At 72.3% G+C, this 19,202-nt stretch carries 12 protein-coding genes; 5 read left to right on the top strand and 7 right to left on the bottom strand.

What is annotated here, in order from left to right; translation table 11 throughout:
* Positions 1-81: 81 nt before the first annotated feature.
* From K7C98_RS42540 to K7C98_RS42550, 3 genes are read left to right on the top strand one after another with little or no spacing between them, the layout of a single operon-like run.
* On the top strand, positions 82-3,381 hold the full coding sequence (locus tag K7C98_RS42540; protein ID WP_224197692.1) for a beta/gamma crystallin-related protein: 3,300 nt from the start codon (positions 82-84) through the stop codon (positions 3,379-3,381).
* 3 nt (positions 3,382-3,384) lie between these two features.
* A complete protein-coding gene (locus K7C98_RS42545; RefSeq protein ID WP_224197693.1) occupies positions 3,385-6,051 on the top strand; it encodes an aKG-HExxH-type peptide beta-hydroxylase in 2,667 nt (888 codons plus the stop codon).
* Positions 6,044-6,721 carry an AAA family ATPase gene (locus K7C98_RS42550; protein WP_224197694.1) on the top strand — a complete coding sequence of 226 codons (678 nt, stop codon included), beginning with the start codon at positions 6,044-6,046 and terminating at the stop codon, positions 6,719-6,721. The genes K7C98_RS42545 and K7C98_RS42550 overlap by 8 nt, the downstream gene beginning before the upstream one ends.
* Here K7C98_RS42550 and K7C98_RS42555 read toward each other — a convergent pair.
* The 5 genes from K7C98_RS42555 to K7C98_RS42575 form a co-directional block, all read right to left on the bottom strand.
* Positions 6,678-8,414 (bottom strand): hypothetical protein, encoded by a 1,737-nt coding sequence (locus tag K7C98_RS42555; RefSeq protein WP_224197695.1) that lies wholly within the window; start codon positions 8,412-8,414, stop codon positions 6,678-6,680. The genes K7C98_RS42550 and K7C98_RS42555 overlap by 44 nt on opposite strands.
* A 279-nt stretch (positions 8,415-8,693) precedes the next feature.
* Positions 8,694-9,521 (bottom strand): PP2C family protein-serine/threonine phosphatase, encoded by an 828-nt coding sequence (locus tag K7C98_RS42560; RefSeq protein WP_224197696.1) that lies wholly within the window; start codon positions 9,519-9,521, stop codon positions 8,694-8,696.
* Positions 9,522-10,374: 853 nt separating this feature from the next.
* Positions 10,375-11,232 carry an RluA family pseudouridine synthase gene (locus K7C98_RS42565; RefSeq protein WP_346660341.1) on the bottom strand — a complete coding sequence of 286 codons (858 nt, stop codon included), beginning with the start codon at positions 11,230-11,232 and terminating at the stop codon, positions 10,375-10,377.
* A gap of 317 nt (positions 11,233-11,549) precedes the next feature.
* Positions 11,550-12,776, bottom strand: a complete 1,227-nt coding sequence (locus tag K7C98_RS42570) for a molybdopterin molybdotransferase MoeA (RefSeq protein ID WP_224197698.1) — start codon at positions 12,774-12,776, stop codon at positions 11,550-11,552.
* Positions 12,773-14,731, bottom strand: a complete 1,959-nt coding sequence (locus tag K7C98_RS42575) for a LysM peptidoglycan-binding domain-containing protein (protein ID WP_224197699.1) — start codon at positions 14,729-14,731, stop codon at positions 12,773-12,775. The genes K7C98_RS42570 and K7C98_RS42575 overlap by 4 nt, the downstream gene beginning before the upstream one ends.
* Before the next feature lie 157 nt (positions 14,732-14,888).
* On the opposite strand from K7C98_RS42575, the gene K7C98_RS42580 reads away from it, so the two are divergent.
* A complete protein-coding gene (locus tag K7C98_RS42580) occupies positions 14,889-15,119 on the top strand; it encodes a Sec-independent protein translocase subunit TatA/TatB (RefSeq protein ID WP_224197700.1) in 231 nt (76 codons plus the stop codon).
* Positions 15,120-15,221: 102 nt separating this feature from the next.
* Here K7C98_RS42580 and K7C98_RS42585 read toward each other — a convergent pair whose 3' ends face one another.
* The gene (locus tag K7C98_RS42585; protein WP_224197701.1) at positions 15,222-16,097 is read right to left on the bottom strand and encodes a hypothetical protein; all 876 of its coding nucleotides are present in this window, start codon (positions 16,095-16,097) and stop codon (positions 15,222-15,224) included.
* On the bottom strand, positions 16,097-17,005 hold the full coding sequence (locus K7C98_RS42590) for a hypothetical protein (protein WP_224197702.1): 909 nt from the start codon (positions 17,003-17,005) through the stop codon (positions 16,097-16,099). Before K7C98_RS42590 ends, K7C98_RS42585 begins: the two co-directional genes overlap by 1 nt.
* Before the next feature lie 422 nt (positions 17,006-17,427).
* Here K7C98_RS42590 and K7C98_RS42595 point away from each other — a divergent pair, with 422 nt between their 5' ends.
* The gene (locus K7C98_RS42595; protein ID WP_224197703.1) at positions 17,428-19,200 is read left to right on the top strand and encodes an ABC transporter permease; all 1,773 of its coding nucleotides are present in this window, start codon (positions 17,428-17,430) and stop codon (positions 19,198-19,200) included.
* Positions 19,201-19,202: the final 2 nt, after the last annotated feature.

Genomic DNA, 19,202 nt, shown 5'->3' on the forward strand with positions numbered 1-19,202 from the left:
TGCAATCACATGTCCTTGCGGGCATGTTGCGAATCGGCCGGCTTTGCTACGGTCGGGCCTCGTTTCGGGCAGGGGGTAGCCATGGGTCGCGAGGTCACGGTCTTCGAGAACGTCAATTTCGCCGGGAAGAGCCAGGTGCTCACGGTCGGCCGCTACGATGTCAAACAGCTGAGCATCGGCAACGACGCCTTGAGCTCGCTCAAGGTGCCGGCGGGGATGGAGGCGATCCTCTACGAGGACGCGAAGTTCGGCGGGCGCAAGGTCGTGTTCGCGGCCGACACCAGCAACGTCGGCGACTTCAACGACAAGACGTCGAGCATCGAGGTGCGCGAGAAGCCGCCGGCGCGGGTGCCCACCGGCGTGACGCTGTACGTCGACGTCAACTTCGGCGGCAAGGCCGTGACCCTCGGCGTCGGCCACCACAACCTCGCGGGTCTGGCCGTGGGCGACGACACCATCAGCTCGGTCAAGGTGCCGCCGGGCTGGCGCGTCGCCCTGTTCGCCGACGCCGAGGCGCGCGGGACCTCGGTCGCGTTCACGGCCGACAGCGCCAACATCGGGCAGCTGAGCGACAAGATCTCGAGCGTGATCGTCGAGCGGGGCGAGGCGTGGTCCGGCGTGGCGCTGTACGAGGCCGACCACTTCGGCGGCCGCGAGCAGCGGCTCCCCGAGGGCCGGTACGACGCGGCGGCGCTGCAGTTCAAGGGCGCGATCAGCTCGGTCAAGGTGCCGAAGGGCTTGCAGGTGTCGCTGTACGACCAGCCGGGCTTCGCCGGGCGCAAGCTGGTGCTCACCACCCACGCGACCACGCTCGGCAGCTTCAACGACAAGACTTCGAGCGTGAAGGTGGAGAAGGTGTCGCTGCCGCCCGCGGTCGTCGGCGTCACCGTGTTCACCGACGTCGATTTCAAGGGCAAGAGCCAGGTGCTGCCGGTCGGCCGCTACGAGGCCAGCCAGCTCGGCATCGCCGACGAGAGCCTCAGCTCGGTGCGCGTGCCCAAGGGCCTCAGCGTGACGCTCTACGAGAACTCGGGCTTCCGCGGGCGCAGCATCAGCTACACGGCCGACACCAGCAACGTCGGCAACTTCAACGACAAGACGTCGAGCCTGGTCGTGGCCAAGGCGGTGATCGCCGCTCCGACGCCGAGGCCGGAGACGCCGAAGCCGGAGGCGCCGAAGCCGGAGACGCCGACGCTCGACCCGCAGCCCGACCTGGCGCGCCTCAAGCAGCTCGGCGAGGTCTCGTTCGATCTGTTCTCGCTGCCGTTCACGCTGCCGATCCAGTTCACCGGCCAGATCACGGCGTCGGTGTTCAACAAGTCGATCGCCTACAAGGGCGCGGCGACCATCAGCGCGCCGTTCCGCACCTCGGTGAACCCGCTCGAGATCACGGTCTCGAAGACCGACCCCCTCGGCTACGTGTTCAAGTTCGCCACCCCGAGCGGCCTCGACGACCTGATGCTCAAGGAGGTCAAGCCGAAGCTGCCCGGCGAGCTGTGGAGCGTCGTCGACGCGGTCGTGATGCCGTTCGTGGAGGTCTACTCGAAGAGCGTGGTGGTGGTCGCCAACGGCGAGGGCAGCGACGACGACCTCGGCGACTACGTCGACGGCATCACCCTGTTCACGACGGTCAAGGGCGACACGTTCCAGCCGTTCCGCGCGCTGCAGGCGACCTTCCCGGCGCTCGGCCTCGACTCGCGCACGGTGGTGCTGTCGATCGCCTCCAAGCGCGGCCCGCAGCTGCTGTTCCGCGTGCAGGCCGAGCTGCTGCTGAACGTCGCGCTCGGGACCCCGGCGGTGGTGTTCCGCAGCCTCGCGGTCGACGTCGACCGTCAGACCGCGAGCGTGGCCGCGGGGCTGACGGCGACCTTCGACCTCGACATCGGCAACGAGGAGCTCAAGCTGCGCGGCGGCATCGAGGGGGAGATCGGGCAGGGCGGCAAGGTGACGGTGTGGGGCGCCCTCGACGCGGCCGACGGCGCGTGGAGGAACCCGTTCGGCTTCAAGGGCATCACGATCACCGGCTTCGGCGTGCAGCTGAGCGCGACGGCGTCGTTCCCGTTCGTCGCCGTCGGCGCGCGCGGCGGGATCCACATCGGCGACGGCCTGCTCGGCGGCGAGATCGGGCTGCTCATCGACCCGGGCACCCCGCAGAACTCGATCCTCCGCATCGAGAGCCCCGAGGGCCTCGACATCCCGCGCCTCATCGGCGCGCTCACCAGCGACGCGATCGACGCCAGCAAGTTGATCGACGTGTCGATCAAGGACCTGCTGATCCACATCGCGCCCAACGGCGGGACGATCGCCGGCAAGGCCTACGACCCCGGCCTCGAGCTCGGCGGCAAGGTCAACCTGTGGGGCTGGAAGGCCGAGCTGCAGGGCAAGGTCGACTACGGCAGCGGCGGCGCGCTCAAGGGCAAGATCGATCCGATCAAGCTGAGCGCCGGCGGCATCGACTTCCTGTCGATCACCGACGTCGCCGGCAGCGGCGGCGCCGCGGTCGACGTCGAGTTCACGGCGGCGCGCCAGGGCGGGTCGATCGACGGCCAGATCGTGCTGGTCGGCGGGCTGTACAAGCAGTCGATCAAGGCCGAGATGTACACCTCGGGCTTCTCGTTCGACCTCCAGGCCGGCAACATGGGCATCTACGCCCAGGCCAAGCTCAAGCTCAAGGACGGCGTGTTCGACCTGCGCTACGGGCCGACCATCGGCGTCAGCGTCGACATCGCCGGCCGCTCGGTCGGGCTGACCGTCGGCTGCCAGGTGGCGACGACGATCTCGAAGACGGCGTTCACCCAGGGGGTCGGGTTCTCGTTCAAGATCCTGTACGAGGACAAGTTCATCGGCCCGGTGCAGGTGTCGCTGCCGTTCAAGACCGCCGAGGACCTGGCGAACGAGTTCGCCAAGTGGTTCAAGAGCCAGATCCTCGGGCCGGTGCTCGAGACGCTCAAGGCCGCCGGCGAGACCGCGTTCAAGTGGGTCAAGGAGAACGTCACCGCGGTCGCGCAGGAGGCGGCGAAGTTCTTCCAGGACGTCGGGGCCAAGAACGCCGACATCGCCAGGGGCCTGGTGAACACGTTCGGCACCACCGCGGAGCAGGCGGTCAAGTACCTCAACGTCGGCGCCGACGAGGCGGCCAAGATCCTCAAGAACACCTTCAACAAGTCGGCCGAGGAGGTCGGCAAGTTCCTCAAGGACGTCGGCGGCTACACCGACACCGCCGTCAACGCGGCGCTGAGCGGGGCCGGCTACGCCGCGAACGAGGTCGCCGACGTGATGGGCGACATCTTCGGCGGCGGCTGGATCCCGCACGTCGACATCCCGCTGCCGCACGTCGACCACGTCGACGTGCCGGTCATCGGCCACATCGACGACTACTGAGCCATGGGCATCGAAGTCAGACCGCTGGGGGTGCGCTGCAACATCGGTTGCCAGTACTGCTATCAGAACCCCCAGCGCGACGCCGGCAACGTCGCCCGCCGCTACGACGTGCCGGCGATCCTGCGGGTGCTCGCGGCCGACCCGCGGCCGTTCTCGCTGTTCGGCGGCGAGGCGCTGCTGGTCCCGCTGGCGGACCTCGAGCGGCTGTGGGCGTTCGGGCTCGAACGCCACGGCGGCAACACGGTGCAGACCAACGGCACGTTGATCGGCGACGAGCACGTGGCCGCGTTCAAGCGCTACAAGGTCCGCGTCGGCGTGTCGATCGACGGGCCCGGCGAGCTCAACGACGCCCGCTGGGCCGGCACGCTGGCGCGCACCCGCGAGCTGACCCAAAAGACAGAGTCGGCGATCGCCCGCCTGCTCGCCGAGGGGCTGCCGGTGAGCCTCATCGTCACGCTCCACCGCGGCAACGCGACCGCCGACAAGCTGCCGCGCATGCACGCGTGGCTGGCCGACCTGGCGGCCCGGGGCCTGCGCGCGGCCCGGCTGCACACGCTCGAGGTCGACGACCCCGCGGTCGGGGCCCGCTACGCGCTCGACGCCGACGAGAACGTCGCGGCGCTGCGCTCGTTCGCCGCGCTCGAGCGGCGCGTGCCGGCGCTGAAGCTCGACGTGTTCACCGACATGAAGCAGATGCTGCGCGGCCGCGACGCCCGCGCCGGCTGCGTGTTCCGGGCCTGCGACAGCTACACGACCGCGGCCGTCAGCGGGGTCGAGGGCGACGGCCAGAGCAGCAACTGCGGCCGCACCAACAAGGACGGGGTCGACTTCACCAAGGCCGACCGCGCCGGGTACGAGCGCTACGTCGCGCTCCACCGCACGCCCCAGCGCGACGGCGGCTGCAAGGACTGCCGGTTCTTCCTGATGTGCAAGGGCCACTGCCCGGGCACGGCGATCGACGGCGACTGGCGCAACCGCAGCGAGCACTGCGAGGTCCACAAGCGGCTGTTCGTCGACGCGGAGGACGAGCTGCGCGCGGCCGGCGAGCTGCCGCTGTCGCTCCACCCGCTGCGCGCGCGCGTCGAGGCCGGGATGCTGGCGGCCTGGGCCCGCGGCGACAACCCGACGGTCGAGTCGGTGGTGCGCGACGTGGTGGCGAATGGAACAGGTGCGAAGGAGCATGTTCCAGGAGACATGCGATTCGTGCGGCTGTCGTGGGTGAGCGAGGCGGCGCGGCGGCTGTGGCTGCCGCGGCTCGAGCGGGTCCGCCGCGCGCTGGTCGAGCTGCCGCCGGCCGCGATCCCCCGGTGCTGCGCGGGCGCGGAGGAGCTGCGCGATCCGGTGTGGCGATGGCGGCCGCCGGTCGGCGAGTCGGAGCTGGTGTGCGAGCCGCTGCTGTCGCCGCTGCTGGGCCGCCTGGGTCTGCGCGTGCTCGAACACGCGGCCTGCTCGCCGGGCTGCGCGGCCAGCCTGGCGGCTGCGCAGGAACGACTCGAGGGGCTGCGAGCGCGCGACGCCGAGGCGGCGGAGTGGCTCACGGCGGCGCTGGCGTGGCCGATCCGCTGGAGCGCGCTGCACGGGATCGCCGAGGTCAAGACGCCCGTGTTCAAGCTGTGCCACGACAGCGAGGACTCGCCGCAGCGCCACGCGTTCGTGCGCGCGGGCGCAGCCTGGCCCGAGACCGCGGCGCAGGGGAACCGGGCGCCGTTCCGGGCGCCCCCGCGGCGCCTGATGAGCGACGCGCCGCGGCACCTCCGCGGCCTCGAGCACGCGGCGCGCCGGCGTCTTCCGGTGCTGTCCGAAAGGACAGATGAATCGCCGGCCGCGGCGCCCCCGATCGCGTGGGAGCGGCTGGTGGCGCCGCAGGACGACGGCCACGACACCGCGGTGATCCTGCGCCTCGCCGATGCGCGCTTCCCCGGGCGCGAGCAGGCGCGCGCGCAGGCGCTGGCGGCCGCGGAGGTGCGCGTGTGCGAGGGTCGCGTCGCGGTGCGTCACGTCGGCGAGCGCTGCCCGCGGGCTCCCGACTACGAGCACGGGCCGCTCGCCGATCCCGGGCTCGAGCAGGCGCTGGCGCTGCTGCGACGCTGGCCGGCGGCGGCGCGGCAGCTGCCGCAGATCGTGCACACGCTGAGCCCGATGGTCCCGGCGGCCCGACCGACGGCACGCTGGCCCGAGCTGCGCGGATCGGCCAGCACCTCGCAGAGCTCGCAGTTCGGGGTGCTGTGGGTGACGACCTACGATCCGGCCGCGACGGCCCAGGCGCTGGTCCACGAGCTTGCCCACAACAAGTTGTTCGCGCTCGGGCTCGAGCTCGAGGGGAGCGGACGGCTCATCACCAACCCCGTCGACCAGCTGTTCGTCAGCCCGATCCGCACCGACCGCAAGCGGCCGATGTCGGCGGTGTTCCACGCCCAGTACTCGTTCATGCACGTGACCGCGCTCGACCTGGCGATGCTGGCCGGAGAGACAGATCCGGCGATGCGCGCCTACCTGGCCGGGCTGCTGCGCCGCAACGTCGAGCGCATGGCGGCGGGGCAGCGCGAGATCGCGGCCCACGTGCAGACCGACGCCGACGGGGCGATCTTCGTCGCGGCGTTCCTCGACTGGACGGCGCAGGTGCTGGCGGACGGCCGGCGCGCGCTCGCGGAGCACGACCGCGGTGGCTGAGCGCCCGGGCCCGCTGGTGCTGATCGGACCGCCGGGGGCGGGCAAGACCAGCGTGGCCGATGAGATGTCCAAAAGGACATGTGGTGCTCGGATCGAGATCGACGCCGGCTGGGTGGCGCAGCTGCGCCGGCAGCCGGCGATCGCGGCGGTCGAGCCGGTGGCGCTGGTCGGGCCCGACGGCGACGTGCTGCCGTCGCTACGGAGGGCCTACTTGATGGCGGTGCGCGAGCGCCTGACTTCGGCGCACGGCGAGGCGACGGCGGCGCGGGCGCTCGAGCAGGCCAAGGCGCGGGCGGCCATCGACATGGTCGAAAGGGCAGGTGATGACGCGATCGTCGATTTCGGCGCGGGGCACTCGATCTACGAGCACCTCGACCTGCGCGCGGCGGTCCGGGCGGCGCTGTCGCGGGCGCTCGTGGTGCTGCTGCTGCCGTGCGCCGAGCCGGCCGCGGCGGTGGCGATCCTGGCGGGGCGGCTGGCGGCGCAGGGGCGGCCGGTGAGCGCGGCGCGGCTGGCCGAGTACGTGGAGCACCCGTCGAACCGCGCGCTCGCCGACGCGACGCTGCACACCGGGACCTGCACGATCGCGGAGGTCGCGGCGCAGCTGGTCGCGCTGGCGGCCGAGCTCAGGGCGTCGGGTCGAACTGGACCTTGTGGACGGTCAGGCTGACGCCGTGCAGCCCGCCGGAGTCGCCGCCGCTGGCGTCGCCGACGCACACGCGCCAGGTGCCGTTGGCGGCGAGGCCGAGGAAGTCGCCGAGGTCGTTGCCGGGAGCGGCGCCGGGGTTCGGCGCCCACTCGCAGACGATCGCGGGATTTTCGTCCTCGCACACGGTGTCGGTGCTGTCGACCACGGCGACGCCCATCTGCTCGGCGTCGTTGGCCGCGCCGTTCTTGAACAGCAGCGGGGAGGCCTTGCTGATGTTGGAGTCGTCGCCGCAGCACTCGCCCTGGCCGTCCGTGGCCTCGACGAGGCCGGGGCGGCTGAGGATCGTGGTGACGGTGCCGTCGGGGCTCTCGACCTTGATCACGAGGTCGCCGACGGCGGTGTGGTCGGCGGCGATCGTGGTCTCGACGCCGACGACGAAGTTGATGCCGTCGTCGGGGACCTCGAGCTCGGCGCAGGTCATGCTGCCGAGCGAGCCGTCGTACAGATCGTCGACGATCGGCAGGGGCAGGCCGGCGGCCTCGACGGTCACCGCTCCGTTGGCGGTCGGGCACTGGTTCTTGAACTCGGGCGCGACGATGTCGGGGCACATCGATCCGAGCACGCCGAGGATCGCCTCCTGATCGGCCTGCGCGACCCCGGCGGTGTCCATCGCGGTGACGAGGTCGGCGACCAGCGCCGCGAAGTCGTTGATGTCGATGCCGGTCTGGTCGGCGTCCTGCAGGCCGGTGTGCACGTCGGCCATCGACCTGCACGGGTTGGCCGCGCCGACGCCCGGGTCGACGCCGGCCGGGGCGTCGACCTCGGCGCCGTATTTGGTCGGGCCGTCGATGCCGGCGACCTGGCGCGTGAGACAGGTGTTGAGGCGCTCGAAGTCGCTGGCGGCGAAGAAGGTGTTGATCGCGGCGTCCTCGGCGACGTTGGCGACGAACGAGCCGGCCTGATCGGGCGCGCCGATCAGCGCCTTGATGCCGGGCTTGCGGGCGACGCGTTGATAGACGGTGGCGTCGCTGGTGGCGTCCTCGACGATCTCGGGCGCGAGGGTGCCGAGGGTGGCGATGAGCCCGGTCTTGTCGTCGTCGGTGAGGTCGGGGTGGGCGGCCTGGTGGGCGTCGAGCGCGGTCGAGAAGTCGACCGCGAAGTCCATGAAGTCGTTGGCGCTGATGCCGAGGCCGGCGTGCGCGGCCGTCATGTCCTGGCAGTCGTACTCGACGCCGGGGCAGCCGGCGACGGCGCCGAGCTGCTTGACGAGGCACTCGCCGAGGTGGTTGCCGTCGACGTCGTTGTTGAGGAAGTAGCCGTTGATCTTGTCGTCGGCGAGGATGACCGCGAGCGCGCCGGTCACCAGCTCGCCGATGCCCGGCTCGCCGCCGAGGCGCTCGCACAGCGCCGCGGGCTCGCCGGTGGTCGTGTCGGTGTCGGTGTCGGTGTCGGGGCCCGTGGTCGTCGTGGTCGAGCTGGTGACCGGCTCGGTCGTCGGTCCCATCGTCGTCGACGTGGTCGTGCTCGTCGGATCGGTGGTCGAGGTCGTCGGCGCGGTGGTCGAGGTGGTCGGGTCGTCCTCGGTCGTGGTCCCCGTCGTGTCGGTCGTCTCGCTGGTCCCGTCGGTCGTCGCGGTGCCGTCGTCGCCGCAGGCGGGCAGGAGCACGAGTCCGAACAGGGCGAGGCGACAGGGGAGAGACAGACCGATACGCATGTTGGCATTTCACCCGCATCCTCCGCCGATGAAAAGGCGCGCAAGCGGCTGCACGCCGGCCTGCGGACGCGTGTTTCTGCGCGGCGCGGCGGCGATCGTCGAGTGTCCGATCGGACAGGTGGCGCACTGCCGGGCGTGGGCGAGTCGGGCGGCGGGACGGCCGAGGGGCGGGGCGAGCTGGCGGAAAGGACAGGCGGTCGGGGCGACCGCAGACCGGGCGACAGCTGGCGTGGCCGATCTCGCGGAGGTCGATCGCCGGCGCGGCGTCGCGCCGTGACGTCAGGGGCCGCGGGCGCTGTCGAGGATCTCGACGAACAGGGCGGTGATGTTGTCCTTGCCGCCGCAGGCGTTGGCGTGGGCGACGGCGGCCGGCGCGGCGTCGCGGGCGTCGAGGTGGAACAGGTCGGTCAAGGTGTCGGCGCTGTCGAGGTACTCGTGCAGGCCGTCGGAGCAGAGGAGGAGGCGGTCGCCGACCTGCAGCGGGAAGGCCATGATGTCGACCTCGACGAAGTCGTGGAGGCCGATCGCGCGGGTGATCTGGCTCTTGCGCCCGCGCGCCTGCTCGGGGCTGACGAGGCCCTGCTTGACCTGCATGTTGAGCAGCGTGTGATCCTCGGTGAGCTGACGGACGTCGTCGCCGCGCGCGAGGTAGACCCGCGAGTCGCCGACCTGACCGACGATCGCCAGCTCGCCGGCGACCAGCACGACCGAGGCGGTGGTGCTCATGCCCGAGTAGTTGGCGTCGACCTCGGCCATGCCGTGGACCATGTAGCAGGCGTTCTGCAGCGCGCCGCGGACGAGCGCGCCGAGCCGCGCGACGGTGTCGGAGCTCAGCCACACCTGCGGCCCGGGCAGCGGCCGCGCGTGCACGACCATGCGCCGCGCGAGGCGGGCCTCGTCGGCGGCCTGCGCGATCGCTGCGGCGTCGCGCTTGACCCACTCCCAGATGATCTCGACCGTCTCCTGCGAGGCGACCTCGCCGTAGGCGCGCCCGCCGACGCCGTCGCACACGATGAACAACCCGAGCCGCTCGTCGGCGAGGAAGGCGTCCTCGTTGTGGCTCCGCCGCAAACCAGGGTCGGTCGCGCCGAAGTGCCGGGTTCGCATGCCAGGAGCATACACCCGGGCGCTGGCGCGCACCGAGGATTATGAGGCACGACGCACAGGCTGTCCTCTCGGCCAGGCGAGAGGCGCGTCGGGGGACGATGCAGCACGGTGCCGGATGAGGTCGTGTTCACGTGCGAGGCGCTCGCCGCGGGGACCCGGCGACGGCCGCACGTTCGCCGACCTCGGCGACGGCCGCACGTTCGCCGACCTCGGCGACGACGCGATCCTGGTGGCGCCGCGAGGCCTCGTGCCGTGCTGCACGTGCGGCTCGATCCGCGGCGAAATACTACGCGCATGCGTAGTGCCGGGCGCGGCCCGCCACGGCGGAGTGAGTGGGCAGCAACACGGTAGGCAGGGTCGCGGCGCTCGCCTCGCGCGGTGCGTCGAGCTGGGCGCCGGCGTGAGGCGAGCGACGAATTGGGGGACGGCAAGGCGGCCACGCGGCGACAGGCCGAGGCGCGGCGACGAGGCGATAGGCCGGGCGACAAGTCGATAGCGACAAGAGGCACGAGCGACACGTCGATGGGCTGCGCGGGCACCTCTGCCGAGTCGGCGCGCACGGTCGATCGACGACTGCGCGGGCCGCTACAGAGTTGGCGCTGGCGATCGATCGACGACTACGCGACCGCTACCGAGTTGGCGCGCTTGAAGGACTGCGCGCGCCTCTACCGACTTGGAGCAGGGCGTCATCTCTCGGCAGGGAGCGACAACGCGGTAGCTCGAGCGAGCGCGGCGAGCAGCCCGCGTCATCTCCGGGCAGGGAGCGTCAACGCGGTAGCTCGAGCGAGCGCGGCGAGCAGCCCGCATCATCTCTCGGCAGGGAGCGACAACCCGGTAGCTCGAGCGAGCGGCATCAGCCGAGGGCCGCGGCGAACTCGAGCGGCAGCGGCGCGGTGATCGGCTGCTCACCGGAGATCGCCGCCGAGAGGTCGAGGCGCAGCGCGTGCAGGTACAACCGCTCGGCCGGCTCGCCGCCGTAGAGCTCGTCGCCGAGGATCGGCAGGCCGAGCCAGGCGAGGTGGACACGCGCCTGGTGGCGGCGGCCGGTGAGCAGCTCGAGCGACCACATCCGACGCGGCCCCGGCGGGCTCTCCGGCGCGACCCGGGTGCGCGCGGGCTGGCCCGTCCGGCGCACGGCGACGCGATCTCGGCCGAAGCCGCGGCCGAGCGGGGCGCCGACCTCGACGCTCGCGCCGGACAGGCTCAGCCACGGCCCCGCCGGCGGCGGCCAGACATGGTCGAATAGACATGTCGTGACGGCCATGTAGTGCTTGCCGACGCGGGCGGCGGCGAAGGCTTCGCGGGCGGCGAGGAAGGTGGCGCGCGTGCGGGCGAAGGCGACGACGCCGGAGGTGCCGCGGTCGAGCCGGTGCACGGCGCCGCCCTCGCGCAGGTCGAGGCCGGCCGCGGCGCACTCGGCGAAGCGCTCCGCGACCCAGTCGGCGAGCGCGGGCGGATCGCCGGGCCGCAGCCGGTGGGTGTGCAGGCCGGCCGGCTTGAGCACGTAGACGATCGCGTCGGTGGTGGCGAGCAGCTCGGGGCCCTCGACGGGGCCGACATGCGCGGCCGGGGCGTCGAGCTGGAGGCGCTCGCCGGCGCGGACGCGGTGCGAGGGCGCGGCCCGCTGGCCGTCGACGGTGAGGTGGCCGGCCAGCGCGAGCTCCCGCGCGACCCGGCGCGACAGGCCGGCGACCCGCCGGCCGAGGACCACGTCGGCCCGCGCATCGGTGTCCTCGGGTTCGGCGACGCAGGCGAGCCGCGAGGTCGCGGGTGCGCCGGGGCGGGCGAGGCTCCGGGACGGTGCGGCCTCGCGGCTCGCGTCCGCGGGTGCGTCGCGTCGGGCGTTGCTCCGCGTGGCCGCTCGGGTCGCGCCCGCAGGCTCGTCGCTTCGGGCGGCGTCCCGGCCCGATGCGGGCTCGCGGCGCGCCGCTGCGGGCGCGCGGGCAGATGCCTGGTCTTTGGGAAATGCTCGATCGGGCATGTCTGGAGCGACATGTCCGTGGGGACCTGTCCCGAAGCGCCGGCGGGTCACGGGGCTCCGGCGCCGGTGAGGTCGAGGGCCCACGCCTCGGCGCCCGCGGGCAGGCCGGGGCCGGGCGGGACGAGGACGAGGAGGTCGCAGGCGCGCAGGGAGGTGAGGGCGCCGGAGACCTGGCTGGGGAGCGGCTCGGCGCGGCCGTCGACGAGGCGGGCGCGGACGCAGTGGGTGCGCCGCCCGGCGCCCTCGGCGGGGCCGGCGAGGACGACGCGTCGCCGCGGCAGTTCGGGCTGCAGGTGGCCGCCGAGGCGGCGCAGGGCCGGGCCCGCGAACAGCTCGAAGCCGACGAAGGTGCTGGCCGGGTTGCCGGGCAGGGCGAACACCAGCGCGGCGCCGAGGCGGGCGAACGCCAGCGGCCGGCCGGGTCGCAGGCGCACGCGGCGGAACACGGGCTCGGCCCCGAGGGCGAGCAGGGTGGGCCACACGAGGTCGTGGTCGCCGACGGAGATCCCGCCGCTGACGAGCACGACGTCGGCGGCGTCGGCGGCGTCGGCGAGGGCCCGGCGCAGCGCCTCCGGCTCGTCGCGCACGCGCCCGAGGTCGCGCACCTCGGCGCCGGCGGCCGCGGCCTGGCAGGCGAGCATGAGGCCGTTGCTGCTGACCACCTGGCCATGTCCCGGAGGACAGCCGATGTCGACGAGCTCGTCGCCGGTGCACAGGACGGCGGCCCGCGGGGCGCGGTGGACCAGCACGTCGGCGTGGCCGGCCCCGGCGGCCAGGGCGAGGTCGCCGGCGCGCAGGGCTGTCCCCGAGGCCAGGATCGCGGCGCCGGCGGCGAGGTCGCTGCCGGCGCGGCGGACGAAGTGGCCGGGGCGCACGGCGCCGGCGCGCGCGAGGTCGACGTGCAGGCGATCGCCGCGGCGCGCGGCGTCCTCCTGGGCGACCACGGCGTCGGCCCCGGGCGGCAAGACGGCGCCGGTGGAGATCCGCGCCGCCTGGCCCGGCTGGAGGTGCGAGGGCGAGGGGTGCCCGGCGGCGCTCTCGCCGGCGACGGCGAGCGCGGCCTCGGATGTCCCCGAGGACAGGTCGGCGGCGCGCACGGCCCAGCCGTCCATCGTGCTGACGTCGGCCCCCGGCAGGGACCAGCGGGCGTGCAGCGCCTCGGCGAGGACGCGGCCGCGGGCCGCGAACAGGCCGCGGCGCTCGCCCGGCAGCGGGGTGCAGGCGGCCAGGACGCGCGCGAGGGCGTCGTCGGGCTCGAGGTCGTCGGCGATCATCCGGTCTTCTTCTTGGCCTTCTTCGGCGGGGTGGTCTTGTGCTTGCCGCGCCTGGACCAGCCGCGCTTGCCCGGCAGCGAATTGGTCTCCTCGGTCGAGGGGACCGGGTTGTCGACGGCGGCGGCGGTGGCGGGGTCGTCGGCGGTGGCGGCGTAGCGGGCGGCGTCGACGTCCTCGGCGGCGACGTCGGCGCGCAGGTCGTCGGGCGCGGGGCCGAGGTTGCCGCGCGGCGCGGGGGCGTCGACGGTGCCGCGCGTCTCGCCCGACTTGACGTAGACGACCAGCAGCTCGCCGACGGCGGGGTCGTGCCCGCGGTCGATGCCGTTGATGCGCGCGAGGTCGCCGTCGGTGAGGTCGAAGCGCTTGCCGATCTTCTCCAGCGTGTCGCCCTTCTTCGCCTTGTAGCCGCGGCGCACGAGGCCGCGCTGCTTCAGGCCGGCCTCGAGGTGCTCGCGCGAGCCGCGGACCACGAGGTCGACGGCGCTCTGCTCGAGCACGACGATCTTCGCGGCCCGGGCGTCGAACGCCTTCGGGACGACGACCTGCAGCACCTGGCCCGGCTGCAGCCGCGCCTGCGGGTCGAGGTCGTTCCACGCGACGATGCTGTCCCACGGGACCGCGAAGGCGTCGGCGAGGCCGCGCGGGGTGGTCGAGCGGGTGACGACGAAGAACACCAGCCGCTGGTCGCCCGCCACCGCGACCTTGGGGACGGCCACCAGCAACCTGTCCGTCGCGCCAGGCGGCGAGGCGGCCCCGCCGCGCGGGACCAGGAGGACGACGCCGCGCTCGAGCTCGGCGTTGTCCTCGAGGCCGTTGAGCTTGCGCAGCTGGGCCTCGGTGGCGCCGTAACGCTGGGCGATCGCGGCGACGGTCTCGCCGTAGGCGACGACGTGCTGCACGTGGTCGCCGCCGGCGCCGTCGCGCACGCCGCCGCGCTCCCACTGGGCCAGCTTGGCCTTCGGGATCCGCACCGGATAGCTGCGCCCGGGCGGGGTCCGCTTGCGGATCAGCTGGGCGTTGAGCTCCTCGATCAGCGCCGGATCCTCGTCGATCGCCTTGGCCACCGCGCTGAGGGCGGTGCCCGGCGGGACGTCGACCTTGACGAAGTGCATCGGCGGCAAGCTGTCCGGAAGGTCAGGTCCGAGCTTGAACGCGGCCCGGTTGCGACCGACCAGCGCGGCCGCCAGGATCTTCGGCACGTAGAGGGTGGTGGCGTGCGGCAGGCCGCTCTCGATCTCGCACAGGGCCCAGAAGTTGTTGCTGTTGGCCCGCGCGATCGCGGTCATCGCCAGGCCGTAGCCGCCGTTGAAGGCCGCCAGCGCCATCTCCCACGAGCCGAAGCGGACCCGCAGGTCCTTGAGGTAGGCCGCCGCGGCGTAGGTCGAGCGCTCGATGTCGTGGCGCTCGTCGACCCAGTAGTTCTGCTCGAGGCCGTAGACCTTGCCGGTCGGCTCCATGAACTGCCACAGGCCGGCGGCGCCCACGCGCGAGCGGCGGTGCGGTTGAAAGCCGCTCTCCGCCATGGCGACGAACACCAGATCTTCGGGCACGCCGACCTCCTTGAGGATCGGCCGCAAGATGTGCTCGTAGCGGTTCATGCGCCGCAGCCAGCCGCGCATCAGCGCCTGGCCCTTGGCGTCGTCCTTGAAGAAACGCAAGTATTCGACGAGCTTGGCGCCGTAGCGGATCGGCAGCTCGGGCAGGGCGAGCGCGGCGATCCACTTCTCGGGCGCGGTCTTGGCGATCGTCGACTTCGGCGCGTTCGCCAGCACGCCGCGCTCGAAACTGGCGAGATCCTCGCGCGCGGCCGCGTCCGGGTCGACCGCCCGCGCCGCGTGCGTCTCGTGGATGGTGGCGCCGTCGGGCCGCCCACCCCGGACCTGGTCGCGACCGCCGCCGGCGACCTCGAGTGGCCCGATCCGTTCGCGCTCCTCCGCCGGTGCGCCGTGAGCCACACCTGCACCGCTCAGCCACAGCGCGGTCAGAACGCCGCAAAACCCCCTCCAGGGGGCCGTACGGTCAGTTTTGCGGCGCCTGCGCAGATCCGGACCTGGTCGCCTTCGCATCGCCGGCACGCTAGCAAAGCGAGGCTCGAAGGACTACCTTTCGGCCATGCTCCTGGGTGTCCTCAGTCCCCTCGAGATCGTCATCATCGTCGCGGTCATCTTGCTCGTGCTCGGCCCGTCCAAGTTGCCCGCGCTGGGATCGAGCATCGGTCAGATGCTGCGAGGGTTCCGCAAGGAGATGAAGGCGATCGAACACGACAAACAACAAGAGTCGGAGCGCCGCGGCGAGATCGACGTCACGCCGAAGGACGAGCCGAAGCACAGCCGCCCGGGCTGAGCACGCTCGTCCGCTCGATCGCCTCCGTCGTCGCCATCCGCAAAAGCGAGAAGCCCGCCCGTTCCAGCCGGAACGAGCGGGCTTCGTCGTCGAGCCTCGCGGTCAGCCCTTCGAGTTGAGGTAGACGACCACGACGATCGCCACGATCACGACCACGACGAGGGCGATGTACACCACGTTCGAGCTGCCGGTCGGCTGCGGCGGGTTGGCCACCGGCTTTTCGGGCTCGGCCGGCTTGCTGGTCGCCTCCTGCTTGGGCGTCGGCGGGTGCGAGCCGGACAGCGAGGCAGCATCCTCGACCTTGGCGGCGGCGACCGGCTCGGACGGAGCGGGCGGGTTGCTGATTGCAGTCGCGGCCGGCGGCGTGTGCGGCGGGATCCGCGGCTCGGGCGGCTGCACGGCGCTGACCTTGGCCTCGGCGACCGGCTCGACCTCGGCAGCGCGGCCTCCGACCCGCATCGACGGGCCCGACGACGAGGGCGCCGCGGCGACCTCGCCGGCCCGCGGATCCATGCTCGCGGGGCGCTTCGGCGCCTGGATGATCGTCTTGTTGCCGCGCGACACGGGCTCGGCAGCGACAGGCGTGGGCGCGGGCGGCGGCGCCGACACCGGCGGACTCGCGGGCGTTTGCACCGACGCGGGCGGGGTCGCGGCGGGCGAGGTCGGCGGGGCCTTGACCGCAGGCGTCTCGACCTCGACCGGCCGCGCGGGCGTCGGCGCGGGCGCGGGCGCCTCCACCTTGCGCGGGGTGACGTCGGCCTGCGGGCCGACGTGGCTGTAGACGCTGAAGTAGGCCTCGGCGCTCTCGAAGCCCTGGGCGAACAGCTGCCCGGGCTCGGCCAGCGACGGCTCGTTGGCCGCCTCGAAGTCCAGGATCATGCGGAACTCGCAGTGCGGGCACGCGATCTGGACCAGCGGGGCGATCTGGTCGGCAGGGATGCGGAAGGGACCGGCGCAGGACGGACAGAGGACGAACATTAGAAGTCCAGACCCAGGGAGAGAGTGTACTGCTGTTGCAGCCCGGAGGTGTCGGCGACCTTGTTGCCTTCGATCTCGCCCTGGCGTTTGCCGCCGGGGACGATCATCGCCTCGAGGCCTACGCGCAAGACGCTGAAGATGAATCGGAAGCCGATGAACGGGCGGTGACGGTAGATCATACCCGCATCCTTGAAAACGAACTCGCTCAGCACCGGCGACTTGTCGAGGTACTCGTCGGTCGTCGGCGTGGCATCGAGCACGCCCGAGCGCGCGAGGATCATCAGGCCCTGGTAACCGACGTACGGCGTCATGTTGACCGTCTTGCCGATCCCGAACACGTGCGAGATCGAGATGTCGAACGAGCCGGTGGTCATGTTCATGTCCTCGGCGCCGACGAGGCGCGAGAACATGCCGCGCAGCGCGATGGACGGGATCGGCAGGTGGTGGAAGCCCTCGTGGATGGCGACCTTGCCGTAGCCGCTGATGGTCCACATGCGGCTGCCGAACAGGTGCGTCGCGCCGGCGCCCACCTCGATGCCCGGCCACAGACCCTTGCGACCCATGATCTGCAGGGTCGGCGCGACCTTGCCCGGATCACCGCGCGTCGCGTTCTTCCAGAAGTCCTTGCCGTTGCTGAGCGTGTTGAGGCTGATGTCGGCCGACAACGCGAAGCCGGACAGACCGAGCGAGTCGGCCGGATCGACCGGCTTCGGCGCCATCAACACTCCGAGCTCGGAGGCGAGGCTGCGAAAGTCCGCGTCGTTGCCCGTGACCATTCCGGACGGATCCGTCGTGCCTAGCTGGCTGAGCCGCAGGTCGTAAGGCCCCGCCCAAGCCTCCGAGGAGCCGAGAAGCAAACTCAGGCCGAGAGCCGCTAGGGCAAACGAAGAAAGGAACCGTCTGGGCATGCGGGAGCTCCGAGATTCAGCGGTCGGCGCAGCGTAACTTGCGCCAGCGAGGTGTGTCAAGGTTCGCGCCAGGCCGTGCTGGGCCGAAGAATTCGCCTGATTGTATGTTGCTGCCTACCATCGCGACGCAGCCTCGCCGCGAACTAAGGAAGGAACTACGGAACTCGAGAGCGCCTCGGCGAGGCCGTTGCGGGGCCCGCCGCCCGCGACGTCGGCGTCGGCGCGTGTGCTGTGGGTGGTCCGGCGCCTCGCGCTCGTTGACCGCGTCCGGGGCGGCTGCTAGCGTGCCCGGCCTGCAGCCGCCGCACGCACAAAGCCGTCCGCTCGCCCGCCTGAGCCCGAATCGGCCGGGAGATCCGTCCGGGGGGCGGGCCCGAGCTTCGGCCCCGGCGCCCCGCCGCGGCGTCCTGCTGGGCCTGTTCGTGCTGTCGTGGACCTGGCCGCTCGCGCTCGCCGGGCCGCTCGACTTCGCCGACGCGCTGCCGGCCGGCGCCGAGCTCGTCGGCTACGCCGGCGTCGCGGCGTTCGCGATCCTCGTCGTCCGCTGGCTGCTGGCCGGCGCCCTCGGCTACGAGCGATCGCTCGGGCTGCGGATCATCCGCGCCGAACGGGTGCCGCGCGGCGCCCGGGTGCTGTGCGCGCTGTGCTTCGCGGTCGCCGCGGTCGCGCTGCTGCTGCTCAACCTCGGCTTCCACAGCCTCGCGCTGGTGATCGCCACCGCCGCCGCCAGCTTCTTCGGGCTCCTGCTGGTGCTCGTGCAGTACTCGTCGATCTTCGGCACCACCAGCATCATCGGGGTGGTCCTGGGAGTCGCGGCGCTGATCGTCGTCCAGTCGGTCGCGACCGGCTTCCAACACGAGTTCGAGCGCCGCGTGCTCGGCGTGTACGCCCACATCAACGTGACGCGCAGCACCGGCATGGCGGAGTACCGCCGCTTCGAGTCGTACCTGCGCACGCAGCCCGGCGTCACCGGCGCGAGCCCGTTCGTCTATTACGCGATGATGCTCGCGCCCTACGACCCCGAGGGCGGACGCACCGACGACCTCCGCCTCGCCAGCGTGCTGGTGAAGGGGATCGAGCCGGACACGGCCGCGGAGGTGATCGACCTGCCGGCCCACCTGCAGCGCGGCAGCGGCCGGGCGATCCCGCTCCCGGCGCTGCGCTCCGACTTCGAATTGATGCCGGTGCCCGACCGCGAGCCGGAGGAGCTGCCGCCGGCGATCGCGGCCACGCCCGACCCGCGCGGCGCCGGCTGGTACGAGCGCGCGATGTCCCACTACGCGCAGGTGCCGGCGGCCAAGAAGCGCATCCCGGGGGAGATCCGCGGCGATCTCCTCGACGACGACGATTGGCCCGACGAGCCCGCCGCCGGCGAACCCGCGGCCCGCTTCGACGCCAGCGCGCTGCCGACGATCTTCGTCGGGGCGACCCTCGCCCGCGAGCTCGGGCTGAAGGAAGACTCGCTGGTGATGGTGGTCGACCCGGGCTCGTCGTTCGACGCCTCGAGCGAGCCCGAATTCCAGTACTACCGCGTCGCCGGGATCTTCCAGGCCGGCTTCCAGGAGTACGACAGCCGGCTGGTGTACGTACACATCAAGGAGCTGCAGCGCTTCAAGTACCGCGGCCGCGACCAGGTCTCCGGCGTCGACCTGCGCCTGCTCCACCCGGATCTCGCGCCCCAGGTCGGCGCGGCCGTCCGCGCCGCGCTGCCCGGCCGCGAGTACCAGGTGCTCGAGTGGCAGAACCTGAACGAGAACCTGTTCAAGAGCATCCGCCTGCAGAAGAACATCATCACCGTGATCCTCAGCCTGGTGATCACGGTGGCCACGTTCAACGTGCTGTCGGCGCTGTGGACGATGGTGGTCCGCCGCACCAACGACGTGGCGATCCTGATGTCGATGGGCGCGACCGGGCCGCAGGTGGCGCGGATCTTCCAGGTCACGGGGATGGCGATCGGGCTGTCCGGGGCGGCCGCGGGCGTGCTGTTCGGCCTGGTGCTGTGCTGGCTGGTGTCGCTCTACGGCTACACGCTCGACCCCGAGGTCTACTTCATCGAGGAGCTGCCGGTCGAGATCAGCCTGGCCCAGATCGGCTGGATCCTCGCCATGACCCTGGCGATCTGCTTCGTCGCCACGCTGCCGCCGTCGCTGCGCGCGGCCAAGCTCCGCCCCGTCGAGGGCCTCCGCTACGAGTGACG

The organism is Nannocystis pusilla (assembly GCF_020073745.1).
In the GTDB taxonomy this organism is placed as follows: domain Bacteria; phylum Myxococcota_A; class Polyangia; order Nannocystales; family Nannocystaceae; genus Nannocystis; species Nannocystis radixulma.

Excerpts from the sequence above, each read along its gene's own strand:
- K7C98_RS42580 (WP_224197700.1), top strand. The coding sequence starts at position 14,889 with ATGCTCCTGGGTGTCCTCAGTCCCCTCGAGATCGTCATCATCGTCGCG.
- K7C98_RS42590 (WP_224197702.1), bottom strand. The coding sequence starts at position 17,005 with ATGCCCAGACGGTTCCTTTCTTCGTTTGCCCTAGCGGCTCTCGGCCTG.
- K7C98_RS42545 (WP_224197693.1), top strand. The coding sequence starts at position 3,385 with ATGGGCATCGAAGTCAGACCGCTGGGGGTGCGCTGCAACATCGGTTGC.
- K7C98_RS42570 (WP_224197698.1), bottom strand. The coding sequence starts at position 12,776 with ATGATCGCCGACGACCTCGAGCCCGACGACGCCCTCGCGCGCGTCCTG.
- K7C98_RS42585 (WP_224197701.1), bottom strand. The coding sequence starts at position 16,097 with ATGTTCGTCCTCTGTCCGTCCTGCGCCGGTCCCTTCCGCATCCCTGCC.
- K7C98_RS42560 (WP_224197696.1), bottom strand. The coding sequence starts at position 9,521 with ATGCGAACCCGGCACTTCGGCGCGACCGACCCTGGTTTGCGGCGGAGC.
- K7C98_RS42555 (WP_224197695.1), bottom strand. The coding sequence starts at position 8,414 with ATGCGTATCGGTCTGTCTCTCCCCTGTCGCCTCGCCCTGTTCGGACTC.
- K7C98_RS42540 (WP_224197692.1), top strand. The coding sequence starts at position 82 with ATGGGTCGCGAGGTCACGGTCTTCGAGAACGTCAATTTCGCCGGGAAG.